14 protein-coding genes are annotated in these 17,459 nt (G+C 65.4%); 11 read left to right on the top strand and 3 right to left on the bottom strand.

From position 1 onward, the window contains the following. Positions 1-309: 309 nt before the first annotated feature. A complete protein-coding gene (locus ACEN9P_RS07755; protein WP_495621615.1) occupies positions 310-1,266 on the bottom strand; it encodes a DMT family transporter in 957 nt (318 codons plus the stop codon). Between the two features lie 252 nt (positions 1,267-1,518). Here ACEN9P_RS07755 and ACEN9P_RS07750 point away from each other — a divergent pair, with 252 nt between their 5' ends. Genes ACEN9P_RS07750 through ACEN9P_RS07735 form a run of 4 tightly spaced genes read left to right on the top strand, consistent with a single transcriptional unit; the run spans position 1,519 to position 7,547 of the window. After that, the gene (locus ACEN9P_RS07750; protein WP_477662830.1) at positions 1,519-2,454 is read left to right on the top strand and encodes a LysR family transcriptional regulator; all 936 of its coding nucleotides are present in this window, start codon (positions 1,519-1,521) and stop codon (positions 2,452-2,454) included. A 59-nt stretch (positions 2,455-2,513) separates the two neighbouring features. Beyond that, positions 2,514-5,441, top strand: a complete 2,928-nt coding sequence (locus ACEN9P_RS07745; protein WP_495621614.1) for a DUF2339 domain-containing protein — start codon at positions 2,514-2,516, stop codon at positions 5,439-5,441. Next, positions 5,438-6,871, top strand: a complete 1,434-nt coding sequence (locus ACEN9P_RS07740) for a DUF3999 family protein (RefSeq protein ID WP_495621613.1) — start codon at positions 5,438-5,440, stop codon at positions 6,869-6,871. The genes ACEN9P_RS07745 and ACEN9P_RS07740 overlap by 4 nt, the downstream gene beginning before the upstream one ends. A 19-nt stretch (positions 6,872-6,890) precedes the next feature. Continuing rightward, positions 6,891-7,547 (top strand): FABP family protein, encoded by a 657-nt coding sequence (locus ACEN9P_RS07735; RefSeq protein WP_495621612.1) that lies wholly within the window; start codon positions 6,891-6,893, stop codon positions 7,545-7,547. On the opposite strand, the gene ACEN9P_RS07730 is transcribed toward ACEN9P_RS07735, so the two are convergent. After that, on the bottom strand, positions 7,544-8,029 hold the full coding sequence (locus ACEN9P_RS07730) for an Lrp/AsnC family transcriptional regulator (RefSeq protein ID WP_413327826.1): 486 nt from the start codon (positions 8,027-8,029) through the stop codon (positions 7,544-7,546). The genes ACEN9P_RS07735 and ACEN9P_RS07730 overlap by 4 nt on opposite strands. A gap of 135 nt (positions 8,030-8,164) precedes the next feature. On the opposite strand from ACEN9P_RS07730, the gene glmS reads away from it, so the two are divergent. Then, the gene (glmS, locus tag ACEN9P_RS07725) at positions 8,165-10,015 is read left to right on the top strand and encodes a glutamine--fructose-6-phosphate transaminase (isomerizing) (protein WP_495621611.1); all 1,851 of its coding nucleotides are present in this window, start codon (positions 8,165-8,167) and stop codon (positions 10,013-10,015) included. A gap of 302 nt (positions 10,016-10,317) precedes the next feature. On the opposite strand, the gene ACEN9P_RS07720 is transcribed toward glmS, so the two are convergent. Next, on the bottom strand, positions 10,318-11,106 hold the full coding sequence (locus ACEN9P_RS07720; protein ID WP_495621610.1) for a GntR family transcriptional regulator: 789 nt from the start codon (positions 11,104-11,106) through the stop codon (positions 10,318-10,320). Between the two features lie 298 nt (positions 11,107-11,404). Here ACEN9P_RS07720 and ACEN9P_RS07715 point away from each other — a divergent pair, with 298 nt between their 5' ends. From ACEN9P_RS07715 to ACEN9P_RS07690, 6 genes are read left to right on the top strand one after another with little or no spacing between them, the layout of a single operon-like run. Continuing rightward, positions 11,405-12,649, top strand: a complete 1,245-nt coding sequence (locus ACEN9P_RS07715) for an ABC transporter substrate-binding protein (RefSeq protein ID WP_495621609.1) — start codon at positions 11,405-11,407, stop codon at positions 12,647-12,649. A gap of 24 nt (positions 12,650-12,673) precedes the next feature. Beyond that, positions 12,674-13,603: a carbohydrate ABC transporter permease gene (locus ACEN9P_RS07710; protein ID WP_495621608.1), complete on the top strand. Its 930-nt coding sequence runs from the start codon at positions 12,674-12,676 to the stop codon at positions 13,601-13,603. Between the two features lie 8 nt (positions 13,604-13,611). Continuing rightward, positions 13,612-14,433 (top strand): carbohydrate ABC transporter permease, encoded by an 822-nt coding sequence (locus ACEN9P_RS07705; protein ID WP_495621607.1) that lies wholly within the window; start codon positions 13,612-13,614, stop codon positions 14,431-14,433. An 11-nt stretch (positions 14,434-14,444) separates the two neighbouring features. Then, a complete protein-coding gene (locus ACEN9P_RS07700) occupies positions 14,445-15,608 on the top strand; it encodes an ABC transporter ATP-binding protein (protein WP_495621606.1) in 1,164 nt (387 codons plus the stop codon). Between the two features lie 38 nt (positions 15,609-15,646). Further along, positions 15,647-16,630, top strand: a complete 984-nt coding sequence (locus ACEN9P_RS07695; RefSeq protein ID WP_495621605.1) for a 2-hydroxyacid dehydrogenase — start codon at positions 15,647-15,649, stop codon at positions 16,628-16,630. After that, the gene (locus ACEN9P_RS07690; RefSeq protein ID WP_495621604.1) at positions 16,627-17,454 is read left to right on the top strand and encodes a 2-keto-4-pentenoate hydratase; all 828 of its coding nucleotides are present in this window, start codon (positions 16,627-16,629) and stop codon (positions 17,452-17,454) included. Before ACEN9P_RS07695 ends, ACEN9P_RS07690 begins: the two co-directional genes overlap by 4 nt. Positions 17,455-17,459 lie beyond the last annotated feature (5 nt).

Raw genomic sequence — 17,459 nt, 5'->3', positions numbered from 1 at the left:
TATTTGGACTTCCCCGTCCTGGCTGGGCCGAGGAGCGCAGAGGCAAGCGGATCAGGGCTCGCGATTGTCTGAGCGAAGCGCAGCGTAGCGAGTTCGAGCGAGACCCCGCTTGACTCGAGCACCGCAGGTTGCCCGCAGCGAAGCGGAGGGACCCAGACTGCGGGTCGCCTTTTCTTTGCCTACTTTTCTTTTGGCGAAGCAAAAGAAAGTAGGTCGCCCGCCGGGGCGAGACCCGGCCAGCAGAACTAAGAAGAGGGAAGAGAGGAAGAGGGGGAAGAGCGCGCTCGCCGAAGCAAGACTCGGCAAACCCTACTTCACGCGATTAACCAAAAACACCCCAAAAATCGCAAGCGCCCCGCCGGCCAGCAGGCTGGCGCTCAGGGGCTCACCGAGGATGAGCCACCCCAACAACACCCCAAACACCGGCACCAGGTTGTTGAACACCACTGTGCGTGCAGCACCCAACTGCCGCAGGCCTTCGTAGTACCAGACAAAAGCCACGGCCGTGCCGAGCACGCCAAGAAAAGCCAGGCCGGCCCAGACTTCCGGTGTGAACGATGCGGCGTGCACCTGGTGGATGTCACGCAGGGCCAGCAGGCCTAAAAACAAGGTGCCCCATATCGCCGCCCACAGCGTGGCCAGCACGGGCGACAGGCCTTGCAGCAGCTTGCGGCCCACCAGAGTGTAGACGGCCCAGGCGCAGACGGCACCGAACATCGCGAGTTCGCCCTTGCCCAGCGACTGCACGAGTTGCGAGAGGTCGCCGCGCGTCACCACCACCCACACGCCCAGCAGCGCCAGGGCCACGCCCAGCCAGCGCGTGGCCGAGAGCCGGTCGCCCAACAACGCGGCGGCAATCAGCAAGGTGACCACCGGATTGAGCGCAATGATCAGCGAGGTGCGCCCGGCCGGCAGCACCGACAGCGCGGTGAAGAACAGCAGGTTGTAGGCAAAGATGCCGGTTGCACCCAGCGCCATGGTGCCCAGCAGCTGGCGCCGCGTGATGCGCGTGATGGCGCGCAGGCCTTCGGTGAAATGCAGCGTCGCCAGCAAGGCCAGGGTGGCGAACACAAAGCGGATAAAACCCGCGGTGGCCGGCGGCAGGTGGGCCGAGATCACACGCCCTGCGATAAAGGTGCCGCCCCAGAGAATCGGCACGCAGGTCAGGCGCAAATACAGGCTCCAGAGCTTGCCGTTTGCGAGTGTGGGCGAAGCCGGTGCGGTGGAAGCGGTGGGCAGGGTGGCGGAGGGGGAGGCGGTGGTCATGGGTGGGGAAGCGGGTACTGGGGGTGGGTATTTGGTGGAAAGCGGCGAATCGGGTAAATTGATGTATGAGATTAATTGTTAAATTGCTCACTATCAAATGAGCATTTACTCATCTTCGAGCCTGTGCATCTACGGCATCCACCTTTGTCTTGTTGACTCTCGTTGAGTCTTTGTTGAGTCCTTGTTGAGTGTCCGTAGCTTGTTCTGATCTTCTTTTTTATCCCGCACACCGTCTTGTATTTTTGAAACACCATGACCCTGGCCCAACTCGAAGTACTCATCACCCTGGACGAATGCCGCAGCTTCTCGCGCGCGGCCATGCGCCTGGGCACCACCCAGTCGGCCGTCAGCCATGCGCTGCGTGCGCTGGAGACCGAATTCGGCGTCAAGCTGGCGCTGCGCGATGCCTCCGGCGTGTCCATGACCGACGCCGGCGAGCGCCTGCTGCTGCGCGCCCGCGAGATGACGGCGCTGGCCGCCACCATGGCGCAGGAGCTGGGCGACGCAAAAGAACTCAAGACCGGCACGCTGCGCATAGGCTCTTTCGGCCCGACTTCCACCGTCAACCTGCTGCCGCCGCTGCTGGCCGCCTTCAAGCAGGCCCACCCCGGCGCGCAGGTGCGCATCGAGGAGGAAAGCGATGAGGTCATTGACGAGTGGCTGCTGCAAAAGCGCGTGGAGCTGGGTTTTGTTGTGGTGCCCGACGAGCGTTTTGAAGTGCTGCCGCTGGTGCAGGACGAGTTTGTCGCCATCCTGCCCGCCGGCCATGCGCTGGCCGCGCACCCGGCCGTGCCCGTCAGCGCGCTCAACGGCCTGGACTTTGTACTGACCGAAGCCGGCTGCGGCCCGGTCATCGTGCCCATCCTGCAGAAAAACATCACCCTGCCCAAGGTGCTTTACCACTTCACCCAGATCATCTCCATCCTGCAGTTTGTGCAGCGGGGCCTGGCGGTCTCGGTCGCCGCGCGCCTGGCGCTGCCCGATGCGCCCGAGGGTGTGGTCTACCGGCCGCTGCTGCCCGCGCAGCCGCGCACCGTGGGCCTGGCCTGCCTGGACGTGGCCAAACTCTCGCCGCTGGCGCGGGCCTTCTGGGAGACCGCGCGCGAGCGGGCACGTGCACAGGCCGGGCCCAAGCCGGCCCCTGCCGGCAAAGCCCGGGCCCTTCGCGACGCCCCGGTCGGCGTCTGAGGCGCGCCGACCCCATCAAGTACTATCAGCCCCATCCATAAAAGGGGAGGGGTTGGGCCATGATCATCTGGAGCATTGTGTGGGGCGCCATCCTGGGCTGGTTCTGGCCGGGTTATGGCGATGCCGGCGTTTTCCTGGGCGCTTTCCTCGGCTTTTTTGCCGGCCTGTCGCTGCGCTGGGCCGTGCGGGCCGAAGTGCACGCCGCCTGGAAAAAAGCGCCGCAGCCGGCCGCACCCGCTGCGCGCCAGGCTTCGGCCGTGCCCCCGAGTATTGAAGAAGCCCACGCACCGGCGGCCTCGGTGCCGCAGCCTGTTCCCGTTCCCCCGCCACCGGCCAGCGCCGCCGACAACGAAACGGCACAGGCGCCGGACCTCGCCCCCAATGGCTTGCCGCGCGCGCAAGCCGCCGCAGCGCCCGCCGTCCCCACCATCGCTGCACGGCCCGCCTACAAACCGGCCGAACCCAACGCTGTGGAACTGGCCCTGCTCGCCGCCAAAAACTGGTTCCTGGGCGGCAACACCATTGTTCGCGTGGGCCTGGTCATCCTGTTCATAGGCCTGTCATTCCTCGCGCGTTATGCCGCCTCGGCCGGGCTGTTCCCGGTGGAGCTGCGCCTGGCGGCCATAGGCGCGGCGGCCATCGCGCTGCTGGCCGTGGGCTTTCGCAAGCGCCACGACAAGCCCGGCTTCGCGCTCGCGCTGCAGGGCGCCGGCGTGGCGGTGATGTACCTCACCGTCTTCGCGGCTTTCCGCCTCTACGGCCTGCTGGAGCCGCTGCCGGCGTTCGCGCTGATGATCATCGTCTGCGGCCTGAGCTGCGCGCTGGCGCTGCTGCAGGATTCGCGCGCGCTCGCGGTGGCGGCCTTTGCCGGCGGCTTTGCCGCGCCGCTGCTGCTGTCGACCGGGCAGGGCAGCCATGTGGGCCTCTTCAGCTACTACACGGTGCTCAACCTGGCCATCCTGTTCATCGCCTACAAGCGCTCCTGGCGCGTCCTCAACGTGGTCGGCTTTGTCGCCACCTTCGGCGTGGCCACGGCCTGGGGTGTGCTCAAGTACGCGCCCGCGCACTACGCCAGCGCGCAGCCCTTTCTCATCGGCTTTGTATTGATCTACCTGTTCACCGCCATCCTGTATGCGCGCAACACGCCGACCCGCCTGGGCAACGCGGTCGACACCATGCTGGTGTTCGGCACGCCGCTGGCGGGCTTCGGCCTGCAGGCCGGGCTGGTGCGCGGCATGGAGCTGGGCACGGCCTTCTCGGCGCTGGGCTTTGCCGCGCTGTACCTGCTGGCGGCCATGCTGCTGGCGCGGCGCGCGCTGGCCGGCTACCGCCTGCTGATTGAATGTTTCATCGCCGTGGGCGTGGGCTTTGCCACGCTGGCCGTGCCGCTGGCGCTCGATGCCCAATGGACCTCGGCCGTCTGGGCACTCGAGGGCGCGGGCGCCTTCTGGGTCGGCATGCGCCAGGCGCGCTGGATGGCGCGCGCCTTCGGCCTGCTGCTGCAGGGCGTCGCGGCCATGGCCTTCCTCGGCGGGCTCGATGGCGCGGCCGGCGGCCTGGGCCACCATGTGTACGCCATTCCTTTCGGCAACCCGGCTTTTATAGGCGCGATGCTGATTGCCTTGCCCGCGCTGCAGCTGGCCTGGTGGCTGCGCAAGCCCTTACCGCACAGCGAGTCATCCTGGGCCAAGGGCTATGCGGGTGTGGAGGCACAGCTCAGCGTGCCCGTCTACCTCTACGGCTTTTTCTTCTGGTGCCTGGGCTGGCTGCTTGAGATTGCCCGCCGCGTGCCGGCCCTGGAAGCCGACGCCATGCCCCTGCACGTTTTCAGCGAGCGCACCACCGGCCTGCTCATGATGCTGGCCGTGGTCGCCAGCGCGGCCCTGTCCATGCTGCTGGGCCTCAAAAAACAATGGCCGGTCGCGACCTGGCCCGCGCGCGTCAGCGTCGCCGTGCTGGCGCTGGGCTACCTGGCGCAGACCGGCGAAGGCTACCGCGTGCTGGCCACGCCGGCCTGGGCCGTCTGGCCGGTGGTGCTGGTGCTGCACTACTGGATGCTGCGGCAGACCGACCGCCTGGCGCAGGCCCCCATCTCGCCCGGGGGCGAAGGCCGCGCATCGCCTTTCGGCTTTCTGCATGCGGCGGGCGCCTGGCTGGTCACGGTGCTGCTGGCCGATTGCCTGTGGTCGGGCATAGGCAAGGCCGAACTCTGGCGCACCTCCTGGGCCGGCGTGGTGCTGCTGGTCAGCGCCATCGCGGTGCTCATGCTGCTGGCCACCTGGGCCGGCAAGGCCAACCGGCAGGCGCAGCGCCAGGGCTTCGCCTGGCCGCTCAATCCGCATGCGCAGGCCTACTACTGGCTGGCGGCCCTGCCGCTGGTGGTGCTGGTCTTCTGGGGCACGCTGCTTGCTGCCGTGCACTCCTCGGGCCACACCGCGCCCCTGCCTTACATCCCGCTGCTCAACCCCACCGACCTCACGCTGGCGCTCGCGCTGGGTGCGCTGGTGTTCTGGCGCCGCGTGCTGGTCACGGCCGCGCCGCCGCCGGCCGGCGCGGGCTGGGCCACGGGCCGCAATGCGCTGGTGGCCCTGGCCCTGCTGGTGTTTATCGCGGTCAACACCGTCTGGCTGCGCGTCGCCCACCACTTCTTCGGTGTGCGCTGGGATGCCGACGCGCTGTTCGAAAGTTTTGTGGTGCAGACGGGCTATGCGATTTTGTGGACCCTGCTGGCGCTGACCCTGATGGTGCTGGCGCACCGCCGCGTGCAGCGGCCGCTGTGGCTGGTGGGCGCGGGCCTGCTGGGCCTGGTGGTGCTCAAGCTGCTGCTCATTGATTTGTCCAACGCCGGCGGCGCTGAACGCATCATCGCTTTCATCGTGGTCGGTGTGCTGATGCTGGTGGTCGGCTACTTCGCGCCGCTGCCGCCCAAGGCGCAGCCGGTCGCGGCGCCGGATGCCCAAGATATGAAAGAAGAGGCCCTGCCATGAAGACATATCCATACGCCCGCCTGCTGGCACTCGCCTTCTCGGCGGGGCTGGCCATGCCGCTGCTGGCGGCCGATCCGTCCGACGCCGGCAATGCGAAGTCCTATGCCATCCGCATTCCCGTCACGCCGGCCGACGCCCCGCTGCAGCGCCTGTTGTTGCCGGCCGAGGCGCTGGTGCGGCTGCAAAACGCGGCTTATGCCGACCTGCGCCTTTTCAACGCCGCCGGCCAGCCCGTGCCCATGGCGCTGGCCAGCGTCCCGACGCAGACCTCCACGCAGGAGCACAGCGTGAAGCTGCCCGCCTATCCCATCCTGGGCGCGGAGTCCGCTGCCGCTGCCGGGCTGGAAGGCCTGTCGCTGCGCATCGAAGAGCGCCAGGGCAAACGTGTGGTGCAACTGAACACGGGCGGTACCACCACCGCCGCGGCCGGGCCGCAAAAAGTGCTGGGCGCGCTGATCGATGTACGCAAGCTCAGCGAGCCCGCGGCCGGCATGACGCTGGACGCCGACCTGCCTGTCGGCCAGCCCGTCAGCTTCAATGTGCAGGCCAGCAAGGACCTCAAAAGCTGGCGTTCGCTGGCCGGCACCGTGCTCTACCGCGCCGATGCCTCGGCCTCCGCGGCCAGCCTGGGCGACTCTCGCCTGGACCTGGCCATGGCCGAGCTCAAGGACCACTACCTGCGCATCAGCTGGGGCACCGCCGCCGTCACCGTGCGCGGCGCCACGCTGCTCACCTCGCAAAGCACCGCCGTGCGCCAGCGCGTCAGCGCGAGCATGGCCGCACCCGCACTCACCAACGCGCACGAGCTGGCGTTTACGCTGCCCTTTGCCACGCCGGTGGCCGCGCTCAAAATCACGCCGCAGGGCAGCAATGTGCTGGTGCCGATCCGCGTGCTGGGCCGCAACCATCGCGAGCAGCCCTGGGCCCTGCTGGCCACCACGGTGGTGTATCGCCTGGGCACGGCCGGCAAGGAGCAGGCCAGCGGCCCGGTGGAGATAGGAGGCGCCTCGGTGCGCGAAGTGAAGATAGAAGCCGACGCCAAGACGCCGGGCTTTGCCGCCGCGCCCGAGATCAGCCTGCAGTTCGAGCCCGCGCAAGTCGTGTTCCTGGCCAGCGGCCAGGGCCCGTTCACGCTGGCCGCCGGGCTGGCGGGCCCGGCCGGTGCCGCGGGTGCTTTCCTGCCCATGGCCAGCCTGATCCCGAACTACCAGCCCTCGCAGGAAAACACGCTGCCCCTGGCGCGGGCCGATGTGTCCAAGGCCGAGGCCAGCGGCGGCGCAGTACTCGCCGGCCCGCTGGTGGCCGCCGCGCCGCCAGCCGAGGGCCTGCCCACGCGCAGCCTGGTGCTCTGGGGCATCCTGCTGCTGGGCGTGCTGGCCCTGGCCGGCATGGCCTGGGGCCTGCTCAAACAAACCAAAAAGACCGCCTGACCTTGCCCGGACATTCACTATGAGTAACGACACCTTCCCCAAAGACATCTACACCGAACCCGAGGTCGACCCCGACACCTTGGCCAACCTGGGTCCGCTGCGCGCCATGGCCGGCATCTGGGAGGGCGCGCGCGGCGCCGACGTCAAACCCGTGGCCACAGGCACCAAGACGCAAGCTTATATAGAGCGCTATGAGCTGCACCCGATAGACGCGCAAACCAACGGCCCGCAGGCGCTCTACGGCCTGCGTTACCACACCTTTATCCACAAGCCCGGCTTTACCAAGACCTACCACGACCAGGTCGGCTACTGGCTGTGGGAGCCGGCCACCAGCACCGTGTATCACACGCTCGCGATTCCGCGCGGCCAGGTGGCCATGGCCAGCGGCAAGGTCGCCGCCGATGCCACGCAGTTCGAGCTGGTCTCCGAGCGCGGCAGCCTGACCAATGGCATCGTCTCCAACCCCTTTATCGAACACGCCTTCACCACGCTGGCCTGGCGCATTGCCGTCACGCTCAATGCCGACGGCAGCTGGTCCTACTTCCAGACCACGGTGCTGCAGATAGAGGGCCGCGACCAGCCCTTTGACCACACCGACCGCAACACCCTGGTCAAGATCGGCGAGCCCGCGCTCAATCCCAAGGCGCTGGCGAAGCAGCAGGGCACTACGGCTTAAGGCGCCAGCAACACCCGCGGCGCAAACTTCGCGCGCCGGGTGCTGAAGAAGGCCTTCACATTGCGCACATTCGCATCGCTGGTAAACAGCCGCTGCGCCAGCGCGAGGTAGCGCGGCATGTCGGCCACGTGCACCACCAGCATGAAGTCCGGACCCGGCGAGACGCGGTAGCACTGCTGCACGGCCTCGTCCAGCACCACGCGCGCCTCAAAGGCCTCTTGCTGCTCGGCGCCTTGCCGCTCCAGTGTGATTTCCACGAGTGCTGTGAGTCCGTGGCCCGTGATCGCAGCCAGCTTGTCGACATTGAGCAGCGCCACATCGCGCTCCACCAGCCCGGCATCGCGCAGGCGCTTGACGCGGCGCAAGCAGGTGGGCGGTGAGATATGGACCCGCTCGGCCAGGGCCTGGTTGCTCAGCGAGGCGTCGGTTTGCAGGCTGTCCAGCAGCTTGAGGTCTGTCTCATCGAGTGCTATTTGTTCCATGATTGAACTTTAAATGAAATTAAATTCAATCAACAAGGATATGTGAAATTAAATTCCATAAATAGATGAAAATCAATCACATAACAAAATCTCAAGCACGTAGCATCCACACATCGTTCTTCAGGAGACCTCCCCATGTGCGGCATTGTTGCTTCCGTTTCGACCCGAAATATCGTTCCCATCCTGGTGCAGGGTTTGCAGCGCCTCGAATACCGCGGTTATGACTCCTGCGGCGTCGCCGTTTATGCCGACGGCCTCAAGCGCGCGCGCAGCACCTCACGCGTCGCCGAACTGCAGGAGCAAGTGAGCGCCGACAAACTCGAAGGCGGCACCGGCATTGCCCACACCCGCTGGGCCACCCACGGCGCGCCCGCCGTGCACAACGCCCATCCGCACTTCAGCCACGGCAGCGGCGCCGCATCGCAAAGCAAACCCGGCAAGGTCGCGCTGGTGCACAACGGCATCATCGAAAACTACGAAGAGCTGCGCACCGGCCTGAAGGCCAAGGGTTATGCCTTTGAAAGCCAGACCGACACCGAGGTCATCGTGCACCTGATGGACAGCCTGTATGACGGCGACCTGTTCGAAGCCCTCAAGGCCACCGTCGCGCAGCTGCACGGCGCTTACGCGATTGCCGCCTTCTGCAAGGACGAACCACACCGCGTCGTCGGCGCGCGCGCCGGCTCGCCGCTGATCCTGGGTGTCGGCAAGGACAAGAGCGAGAACTTCCTGGCCAGCGACGCCATGGCCCTGGCCGGCGTGACCGACCAGATCGTCTACCTCGAAGAGGGCGACATGGTCGACATCCAGCTCGGCAAATACTGGATCGTCGGCAAGGACGGCAAGCCCGCGCAGCGCGAAGTCAAGACCGTGCAGGCCCACAGCGGTGCCGCCGAGCTCGGCCCCTACCGCCACTACATGCAAAAAGAAATTTTTGAGCAGCCGCGCGCCATTGCCGACACGCTCGAAGGCGTGGAAGGCATAGTGCCCGAGCTCTTCGGCGACCAGGCTTTCCGCGTGTTCAAGGACATCGACTCCGTCCTCATCCTCGCCTGCGGCACCAGTTATTACAGCGGCTGCGCAGCCAAGTACTGGCTTGAATCCATCGCCGGCATCCCCACCCAGGTCGAAGTCGCCAGCGAATACCGCTACCGCACCTCGGTGCCCAACCCCAAGACCCTGGTCGTCACCATCACCCAGAGCGGCGAGACCGCCGACACCCTGGCCGCGCTGCGCCACGCGCAAAGCCTGGGCATGACGCAGACCCTGACCATCTGCAACGTCTCCACCTCGGCCATGGTGCGTGAATGCAAGCTCGCCTACATCACACGCGCCGGCGTCGAGATCGGCGTGGCATCGACCAAAGCCTTCACCACCCAGCTCGCCGGCCTGTTCCTGCTCACGCTGGCCCTGGCCCAAAGCAAAGGCAAGCTCAGCGAGGAAGAAGAAGCGGGCCACCTCAAAGCCATGCGCCACCTGCCTGCCGCCCTGCAAGCCGTGCTGGCCCTGGAGCCGCAAGTCATCAGCTGGGCCGAAGACTTCGCCAAAATGGAAAACGCGCTCTTCCTGGGTCGGGGCTTGCACTACCCCATCGCCCTCGAAGGCGCGCTCAAGCTCAAGGAAATCAGCTACATCCACGCCGAGGCCTACCCGGCCGGCGAACTCAAGCACGGCCCCCTGGCCCTGGTCACCAGCGCCATGCCCGTGGTGACGGTAGCCCCCAACGACACCCTGCTCGAAAAGCTCAAAAGCAATATGCAGGAAGTCCGCGCCCGCGGCGGCGTCCTCTATGTGCTGGCCGACGCCGACAGCCACATCGAAAGCGGCGAAGGCTTGCACGTCATTCGCATGCCCGAACACTATGGCGCGCTGAGCCCGTTGTTGCACGTGGTGCCGCTGCAGTTGCTGGCGTATCACACCGCTGTGGCGCGGGGGACGGATGTGGACAAACCCCGCAACTTGGCAAAGTCTGTGACCGTCGAATGACGGTCACAGGTGCGCGCTAGCGCACTGCGGGGTTTGGTGGACGCTTACTTCGCGCGGCGAAGTTATGCGGCCACATAAACCCTCTCCTGCAACCTAGCCAAACCCGTCACCGTAGAGTGACGGATCTGGGGCGGCATGCAATTGTCAGGATTCAATAAAGAACCTGGGGGATGCGGACAATAACTTGGAATGGTTTATGCCGTAAGTCCAAGTTATTGTCCGCACCCCCAATGGGTCAAACTTCAGCGCAATTCAACAGGTGTAAGTGACAGTCTCTATCAAGCCGATGGACCCGCAATTCGCTAAAGTGGCGAACGCAAGAAAGTGTCATCGAAAGAATCCAGGCTGCAGTCGAGCAACGTTGGGGCAACCTCGCGCTCCAGGACGTCAAACATGCTCTCGACGAAGTCCATGAGGTCGTCTGACGCTGCGATCGCGGCGTCCACCTGCCCTTTGGCAACGGCATCGATCACGGCAATATGGCCGTCCACGGTGCGTTGCAGCTTGACGCTGTGGGCCGTTTGCATGTGATAGATCCAGCCGATGCGCCGGAAGATGGTGTGCAGGGGCCGCAAAGTGCTTTCGACGAAGGGCTCATTGGCCGCCGCCAGGAAAAGCTGGTCGATGCGCCTATCGATCACGTTGAATTGCTCGATCGTCATCTCGCCGCCGTGCTCAACCAGCTGGCGGCGAATATGCAGCATCTGGTTGCGCTGGGAGGCCCCCGAGCGTTCCGTGGCCAGCCGGATGACAAAGCGCTCGATGTCGCGCCGCAGGCGCAGCAGCACCCGTTCCCGGGTCAGGTCGATCGGGGCGATCTGGATGCCGTGGCGCGGCGTAACGATGAGCAGCGTATCGGCCGCCAGGCGGCTGACGGCCTGGTGAACCGGTGTGCGGCCAAATCCCACGAGTGCCTGGAGATCATGGGTTGCCAGGAACCGGCCGGGCCGGAGTTCGCAGCAGATCAGCAATTCTTCGATCCGCTCGTAAGCCTGGTCGGAAAGGTTGACCTGGCTGCGGCGGCGAGACGCTTCCTCCGCGGGAGCATTGGCTGCAACCAGTTGGGGACGAGGGCGGGAGGGCGAAGCCATAGTGCTCTTTCAAATACATGGGGTCCATCGGTACATCCATCGCACAGCGCACCTCATGGAAAGGGAAGCATACCCTGATATTCCATCGATAGCACGCCGATTTTTCCTTTGCTGTACGGGTTGGCGGAGGGCATGTCGTGAAAAGGAAGAGCTCCAATAACTATTCGGGTAAACCATAGTTATTTTCGTGAAATATCACAGTATTCTTCGATTCGTGCCTTGCAAATCGGCCACGGAAACCGTGCGCTACTTCCAACAACACTCGCGGTCCGATGTGTCCGCATTCATGGAGACATGCATGAAAAAACTGTCAAGCCTTTCAGCTGGTATGGTGGCGCTTGCGGGCGCTCTCGTCGTCGGTGGCATGCCAGCGGCAGCCAGCGCTCAAACGAAGGAGACGTTGACCTTTGCGGCTGTCACGTTCAGCGAGGCCGGCCGCGGCGAGCGTCTCAAGGCCTGGGTCGAGAAGTTCAACAAGAGCCAGGCTGCCGCTGAAATCCAGCCAATCGCCATTCCTTTCGGGAGCTTTGCCAAGACAGTCTTCACGCAAATGGGCGGCGGCGCGGGGCCCGATCTCGTACGCATGGACGCGATCGATTACTACGCAGCCGTGAACAGCAAGAGCATCCTGCCGCTGGACGATCTGCTCAAGGGCGGCAACTACAGGTTCACGGAGCCCGACAAATACATGATCGTGGGCGGCAAGCGCTATGGCGTGCCGTTCGAGCTCAGCAACTACGTGTTGCTGTACAACCCGGCCTTGCTCAAGGGCGGCAAGCCGCCGGCGAACTTTGACGAATTTTTGGCCAGTGCCAAGGCGGCCACCGGCAACGGTGTCTATGGCTACGCATACCGCGCCACCATGGCCGAGGGCAACGGCTTCTGGCAGGACCTGTGCAACTTCGTATACGGCTTCGGTGGCCGCTGGAGCGACGCGCAGGGCAATCTGACCCTGAACGATCCCAAGGTGGTTGAGGGCGTCGCCGCCTACAAGAAGATCTACGACGCCAGTGTGATTCCGAAGGGGGCGGACGCCTCCACGTATCGCCGCATGTTCTGGGAACGCAAGGTGGCGATGGAGGTCGACAACGGCGGTGTGGCCGGCATCTTCAGCCAGCAGGCGCCCGAATTGGCGTTCGCGGCAGCACCGTCTCCATTCCCGACGCGGGCCCAGGGCATGGTGTTGACGGCGCTGACCATCAATGCCAATACCAAGCACAAGGCCGCGGCCGAAGCCTTCATCAAGTGGACATTGCAGCCCGAGAACCAGAAGGACCTGCAGGAATTGCTGGGTGCCAGCAATGTGGCCACGGTTATCGAGCGCAGCCCGGAGATGATGGCCAAGCGGCCCTGGCTGAAGGTCTATGACGACCAGACCGTGAACAGCGTGCCGCAATTGGTGCAGGGCTTGGAGGCCAAGACGCCGGAGATCCAGCAGATCGTGCTGGAGCAGGTGCTCAAGGTGCTGCAAGGTGGCATGGACCCCAAGAAGGCGATGGACGACGCCCAGCGTACGGCCTTGTCGCGCGTACTGCGCAAGTAAGCCAGCCCACCGCAGGCCTTTCCCATGCATGCTGCAACATCTCCGGCTGGCGCCGCGTCGCCACCGAGGACCGAGCGCGACTGGACGCCGTACTGGTTCGCCGCACCGGTAGCCTTGTATCTGCTGCTGTTCCAGGGCTATCCGCTGGTGCAGGAGTTCTATCTGAGCTTCACGTCTACCGCGCTGCTGTCGCCAGGCCGGCATACCTATGTCGGGCTGCGGAACTACATCGATCTGGTGACGCAGGAGGAGTTCCGCCAGGTTGTTCTGATCACCGCCATCTACACCGTGGTGTGCGTGGTGGCGGCGATCGGCCTGGGCCTAGGGGCCGCTCTGCTGCTCAACGCACCGTTCCGCGGGCGGGGGCTGGCGCGGGCACTGGTAACGATTCCGTGGGCCGCACCACCAGTGGCCGTGGCGCTGATCTTCGTCTGGATCTACAACGGCCAGTACGGCATCCTCAACCATCTGCTGAGCGCGCTCGGCAGGCCGGCTAGCCTGGAGAGCTGGCTTGACAGCCCGGCGCTGGCCTTGCCCGCGGTATTGCTGACGACCATCTGGCAGATCTTCCCGTTCGCCTCGGTCGTCATCCTGGCCGCCTTGCAGGGGGTGTCCTCGGAACTGCGCGAGGCCGCGGTGATCGACGGCGCGGACCGGCTGAGCGTGTTTCGCGCCGTAGTGTGGCCGACCATCCAGCCTTCGGTGGCGCTGCTCGCGCTGTTTCTGACGATCTGGTCTTTGCGCCGCTTCGATCTGATCTGGCTCATGACCCAGGGCGGCCCGATCGGTTCGACCAACACCATGGTGATCGAGCTATACCGCCGGGCCTTTGTGTACCGCGATCTGGGGCAGGGCGCTGCCGTCGGTATGGTGGGCCTGTCGATTGCGCTGCTCCTCACCATCGTCTATTTCCGCTATACCCAGCGCGTCGAGCGCGCCAAGGGGCAGCGATGAGCCGCACCATGTCCTGGAGCCACGCGTTCCGCATGATCCTGGTGCTGGCGCTGCTGGGCGTGGCCGCGTTCCCGATTTACTGGATGCTGGTTACCTCGCTGACCTCGTCGTCGGACCTGTTTGCACCCAAGCCGCACCTGCTGCCCGATTGGTCGCAAGCGGCGATCTACGGCCACGCCTTCAGCGCCACCGCCGTCGGTACCTGGCTGAAGAACAGCGCCATCGTCGCCCTCGGCACGGCCGGACTCAGCATCGTGCTGGCCATTTTTCCGGCCTATGTGCTGTCGCGCTACCGCATGCGGGGGGTCGCCATCCTGGGGGTGGCGTTGTTCGTTACGCAGATGCTGCCCGAAGCCATGCTGGTCGTGCCTTTGTACGCGATCTTCGGCCAGTTGGGCTTGCTGAACAGTCTGACCGGCCTAATCCTGGCCAACACGGCGTTCACAGTGCCGGTGATCACCCTGATCCTCAAGGGGGCGGTCGACGGCGTGCCCATTGATATCGAAGAGGCTGCCGGCATCGATGGCTGCTCGCGCCTGGGCATCGTGCTGACCATGGTGTTGCCGCTGGTGGCGCCCAGCCTGGCCGCGGCGGCTGTGATTGCCTTCTTCCATGGCTGGAACGAATACGTGTTCGCCCAGACGCTGATCAGCGACCAAGGGCTGCAGACTGCTTCGGTCGGCCTGGCCGGCTTCGTGGGCGAGCTGAGCACCCCCATGCATACCGTGACGGCTATCGGACTGATGTACACCTTGCCCGCCGTCATCTTCTATCTTTTCGTGCAGCGCTACGTCGTCTCCGGCATGACCGCCGGCAGCGTCAAGGGCTAAGGACATTCACCATGGCATCCATCTCCCTCAAGGGCGTCACCAAGATCTTTGGCGGCAAGAAGGCCGCGAATCAGATCACGTTCGACGTCGCCGACCGCGAATTCCTCGTGCTGCTCGGGCCTTCGGGCTGCGGCAAGTCCACGCTGCTGCGCATGCTGGCCGGCCTGGAGCAGGTCACCAGTGGCGAAGTCCACGTCGGTGCGCGCCGCGTTGATACCTTGCCGCCCAGCGCCCGCGACATGGCCTTTGTGTTCCAGTCGTATGCGCTGTACCCGCACATGACGGTGCGGCGCAATATCACCTTCCCGCTGATCATGCGCGAGCACCGCTGGTGGTTCCATCTGCCCCTCATTGGCGGCCTCGCCAAGCGGCGCATCGAGCAGACGCCGGCGGTGCGCGACCTGGTCGACCGCACGGCCAAGACGCTGGCGCTCACCGAGATGCTCGACCGCTACCCGCGCACGCTGTCGGGCGGGCAGCGCCAGCGCGTGGCGCTGGGTCGGGCCATGGTGCGCCAGCCCGATGTGTTCCTGATGGACGAGCCGCTGTCCAATCTCGACGCCAAGCTGCGCACCTCGATGCGCGCCGAAATCATCAAGCTGCACCGTGAAGTGGGGGGTACCTTCGTCTACGTGACACACGACCAGATCGAAGCGATGACCATGGGCACCCGCATCGCGCTGATGCGCGACGGCGAGGTGCAGCAGTTCGGCACGCCGCGCGAAATCTACACCGATCCAGCGAACACCTTTGTGGCCCGCTTCATCGGCACGCCTCCGATGAATCTGATCGAAGCGCGCATTGAGCCGCGCGGCCTGGTCATCGGCAAGACGGTGCTGCCCCTGCCCGGGCATCTGGCCGCGCTGGGGCAACAGGCGGCACGCGATGTGTTGCTCGGCATCCGTCCGCAGGCGCTGGGCCTGGGCAACGGCGTGTTGGTGGGCCAGGTGGTACTGGTCGAGCACGTGGGGGCCGAGTCCATCGTCAGCATCAAGCTCGACCATGCCAATACCGCCCACAGCGAGGACGGCGAAAGCGGTGACGACGTGATGGTCGTGGTCCAGGGCTACAGCGATCTGCGCACCGGCCAAGCTGTGCAGCTTTCGCTGGACCTTGGCGAGGCCGTGCTTTTCGAGCGCAGTGGGCAGCGCATCCGCGTACCGGCGCTGCATTGACGATGACGATTCCTTTACCCGAGATACCACGGCAGCCTATGAAAACTATCAAGATCGTGTTTCACGGCGAGAACGCCGCCAATTTCCGCCAGGGTTTCGAGGCCCTGGTCGACCCACGGCACCAGATCATCGATCTGAGCGACACGCTGGCCGGCCCCGGCGAGCGCGAACACTACGAGAGCGCTGACGTCATCGTCGGCATCAAGCTGAACCGTGAGATGCCGGTACCGCGGCAAGCGGGCCTGTTCCACGCGCCTTCTGCAGGTACGGATGCGATCGACACGGCGCTGCTGCCGCACGGCACCATGCTGTGCAACTGCTTCGGCCACGAGCACGCAATCGCGGAATACGTGATGGCCGCCTTGCTGCAGCGCCATGTGCCGCTGACGCAGGCCGACGCCGATCTGCGCCAGCAGCGCTGGACCTACTGGGCCGGCCGGCCGACCGCACTGCGCAGCGAATTGGGCGCGCAGACTCTGGGCCTGCTCGGCTTCGGCCATATCTCCCAGGCCATCCTGGCACGGGCCAAGGCCTTCGGCATGCGGGTCACGGTGGCCAACCGCAGCCCCATCCATGATGAACGCGTAGACCAGGCCTTTACCCTGGACCAGTTGCCGGCCTTCATGGCATCGGCCGACGCCATCGTGGTCTCGCTGCCCTTGACCGCGCAGACCACGGGCATCGTCGGGGCGGAGGCGTTTGCTGCCATGCGCCCCGATGCTCTGATCCTGAACGTCGGGCGCGGCCCGGTGATCGATGAGCAGGCCTTGTATGACGCTCTGGCCCAGCGCCGCATTGGCGGCGCCATCATCGATACCTGGTACCGCTACCCGACGCCCGACCAGACCGAGTGCACGCCATCGCGCCTGGATTTCGCGTCGCTGCCAAATCTGCTCATGACCCCGCACATGTCGGGCTGGACCTCCGGCACCGTGCGCCGGCGCCAGCAGACCATGGCCGGCAACATTCAGCGTTGGCTGGACGGCCAGCCACTGAACAACGTGCTCTGGCCTAAGTCATGAACGCACATTCCTCTCCAACCTTGCCCGCGACTGCGCAAGCGGTCGTAGCCGCCCTGGTCGCGGCGCGCCGTTCCGGCCAAGCGGCCTCGACCGTGCCCCTGCGGGCCGCACTGAGCATCGACGACGAGGCCTATGCCGTCCAAGACGCTGTGGCCCAGGCGCTGGGCTGGTTTGCCGATGGTGGGCCGCGCTACTGGAAGTCGGGCGGGGCGTCCCGCGACTCCGTGCTCAGCCATGCGGCCTTGCCGCCTGCGGGCGTGCGGGTGGCCGGCGACACGCTGGCGGATTTTTCCTTTCACTCGCCCGCTGTAGAGGCCGAGATCGTGCTGCGCCTCGCCGAAGATGTGACGCCCGAGCGCGCACAGCGCCTGGGCCACGCCGATGGTCCTGCCCTGGTGAACGCAATGGCCGTCGCCATCGAGATCGCCGATTCGCACTGGGATGAAGGGCTGCAGGCACCGGCCGCCTTGCGGCTGGCCGACCAGGGCTCGCATGGCGCGCTGATCCTGGGCGAATGGATGCCCTGGCACGCGCACGACTGGGCGAGCCAACGCTGCGAAGTCCGTTTTGGCGGCACGCCGGTGATCGCCAACACGGGCGCCTATTCCCTGGGCGATCCGCTTTGGCTGCTGCCGATCTGGCTGCGCCACGCCACGCGCCATGGCCATACGGTGGCAGCACACACCGTGGTCACCACCGGCTCCTGGGTGGGCGCGATTCCCATGCCCAGGGGTGCCGATGTCGTAGTCCGCTTTCCCGGCCTGGGGGAGGTCGGCCTGCGCGACGGAACTGTGCACGCCGCACAGCGTATCGATTTCACCTGATTGAG

The sequence above is a fragment of the Polaromonas sp. Polasp52 genome, assembly GCF_059491565.1.
The sequence above is the reverse complement of the archived record's forward strand: the minus strand, read 5'-3'. Positions and strand labels throughout refer to the sequence as shown.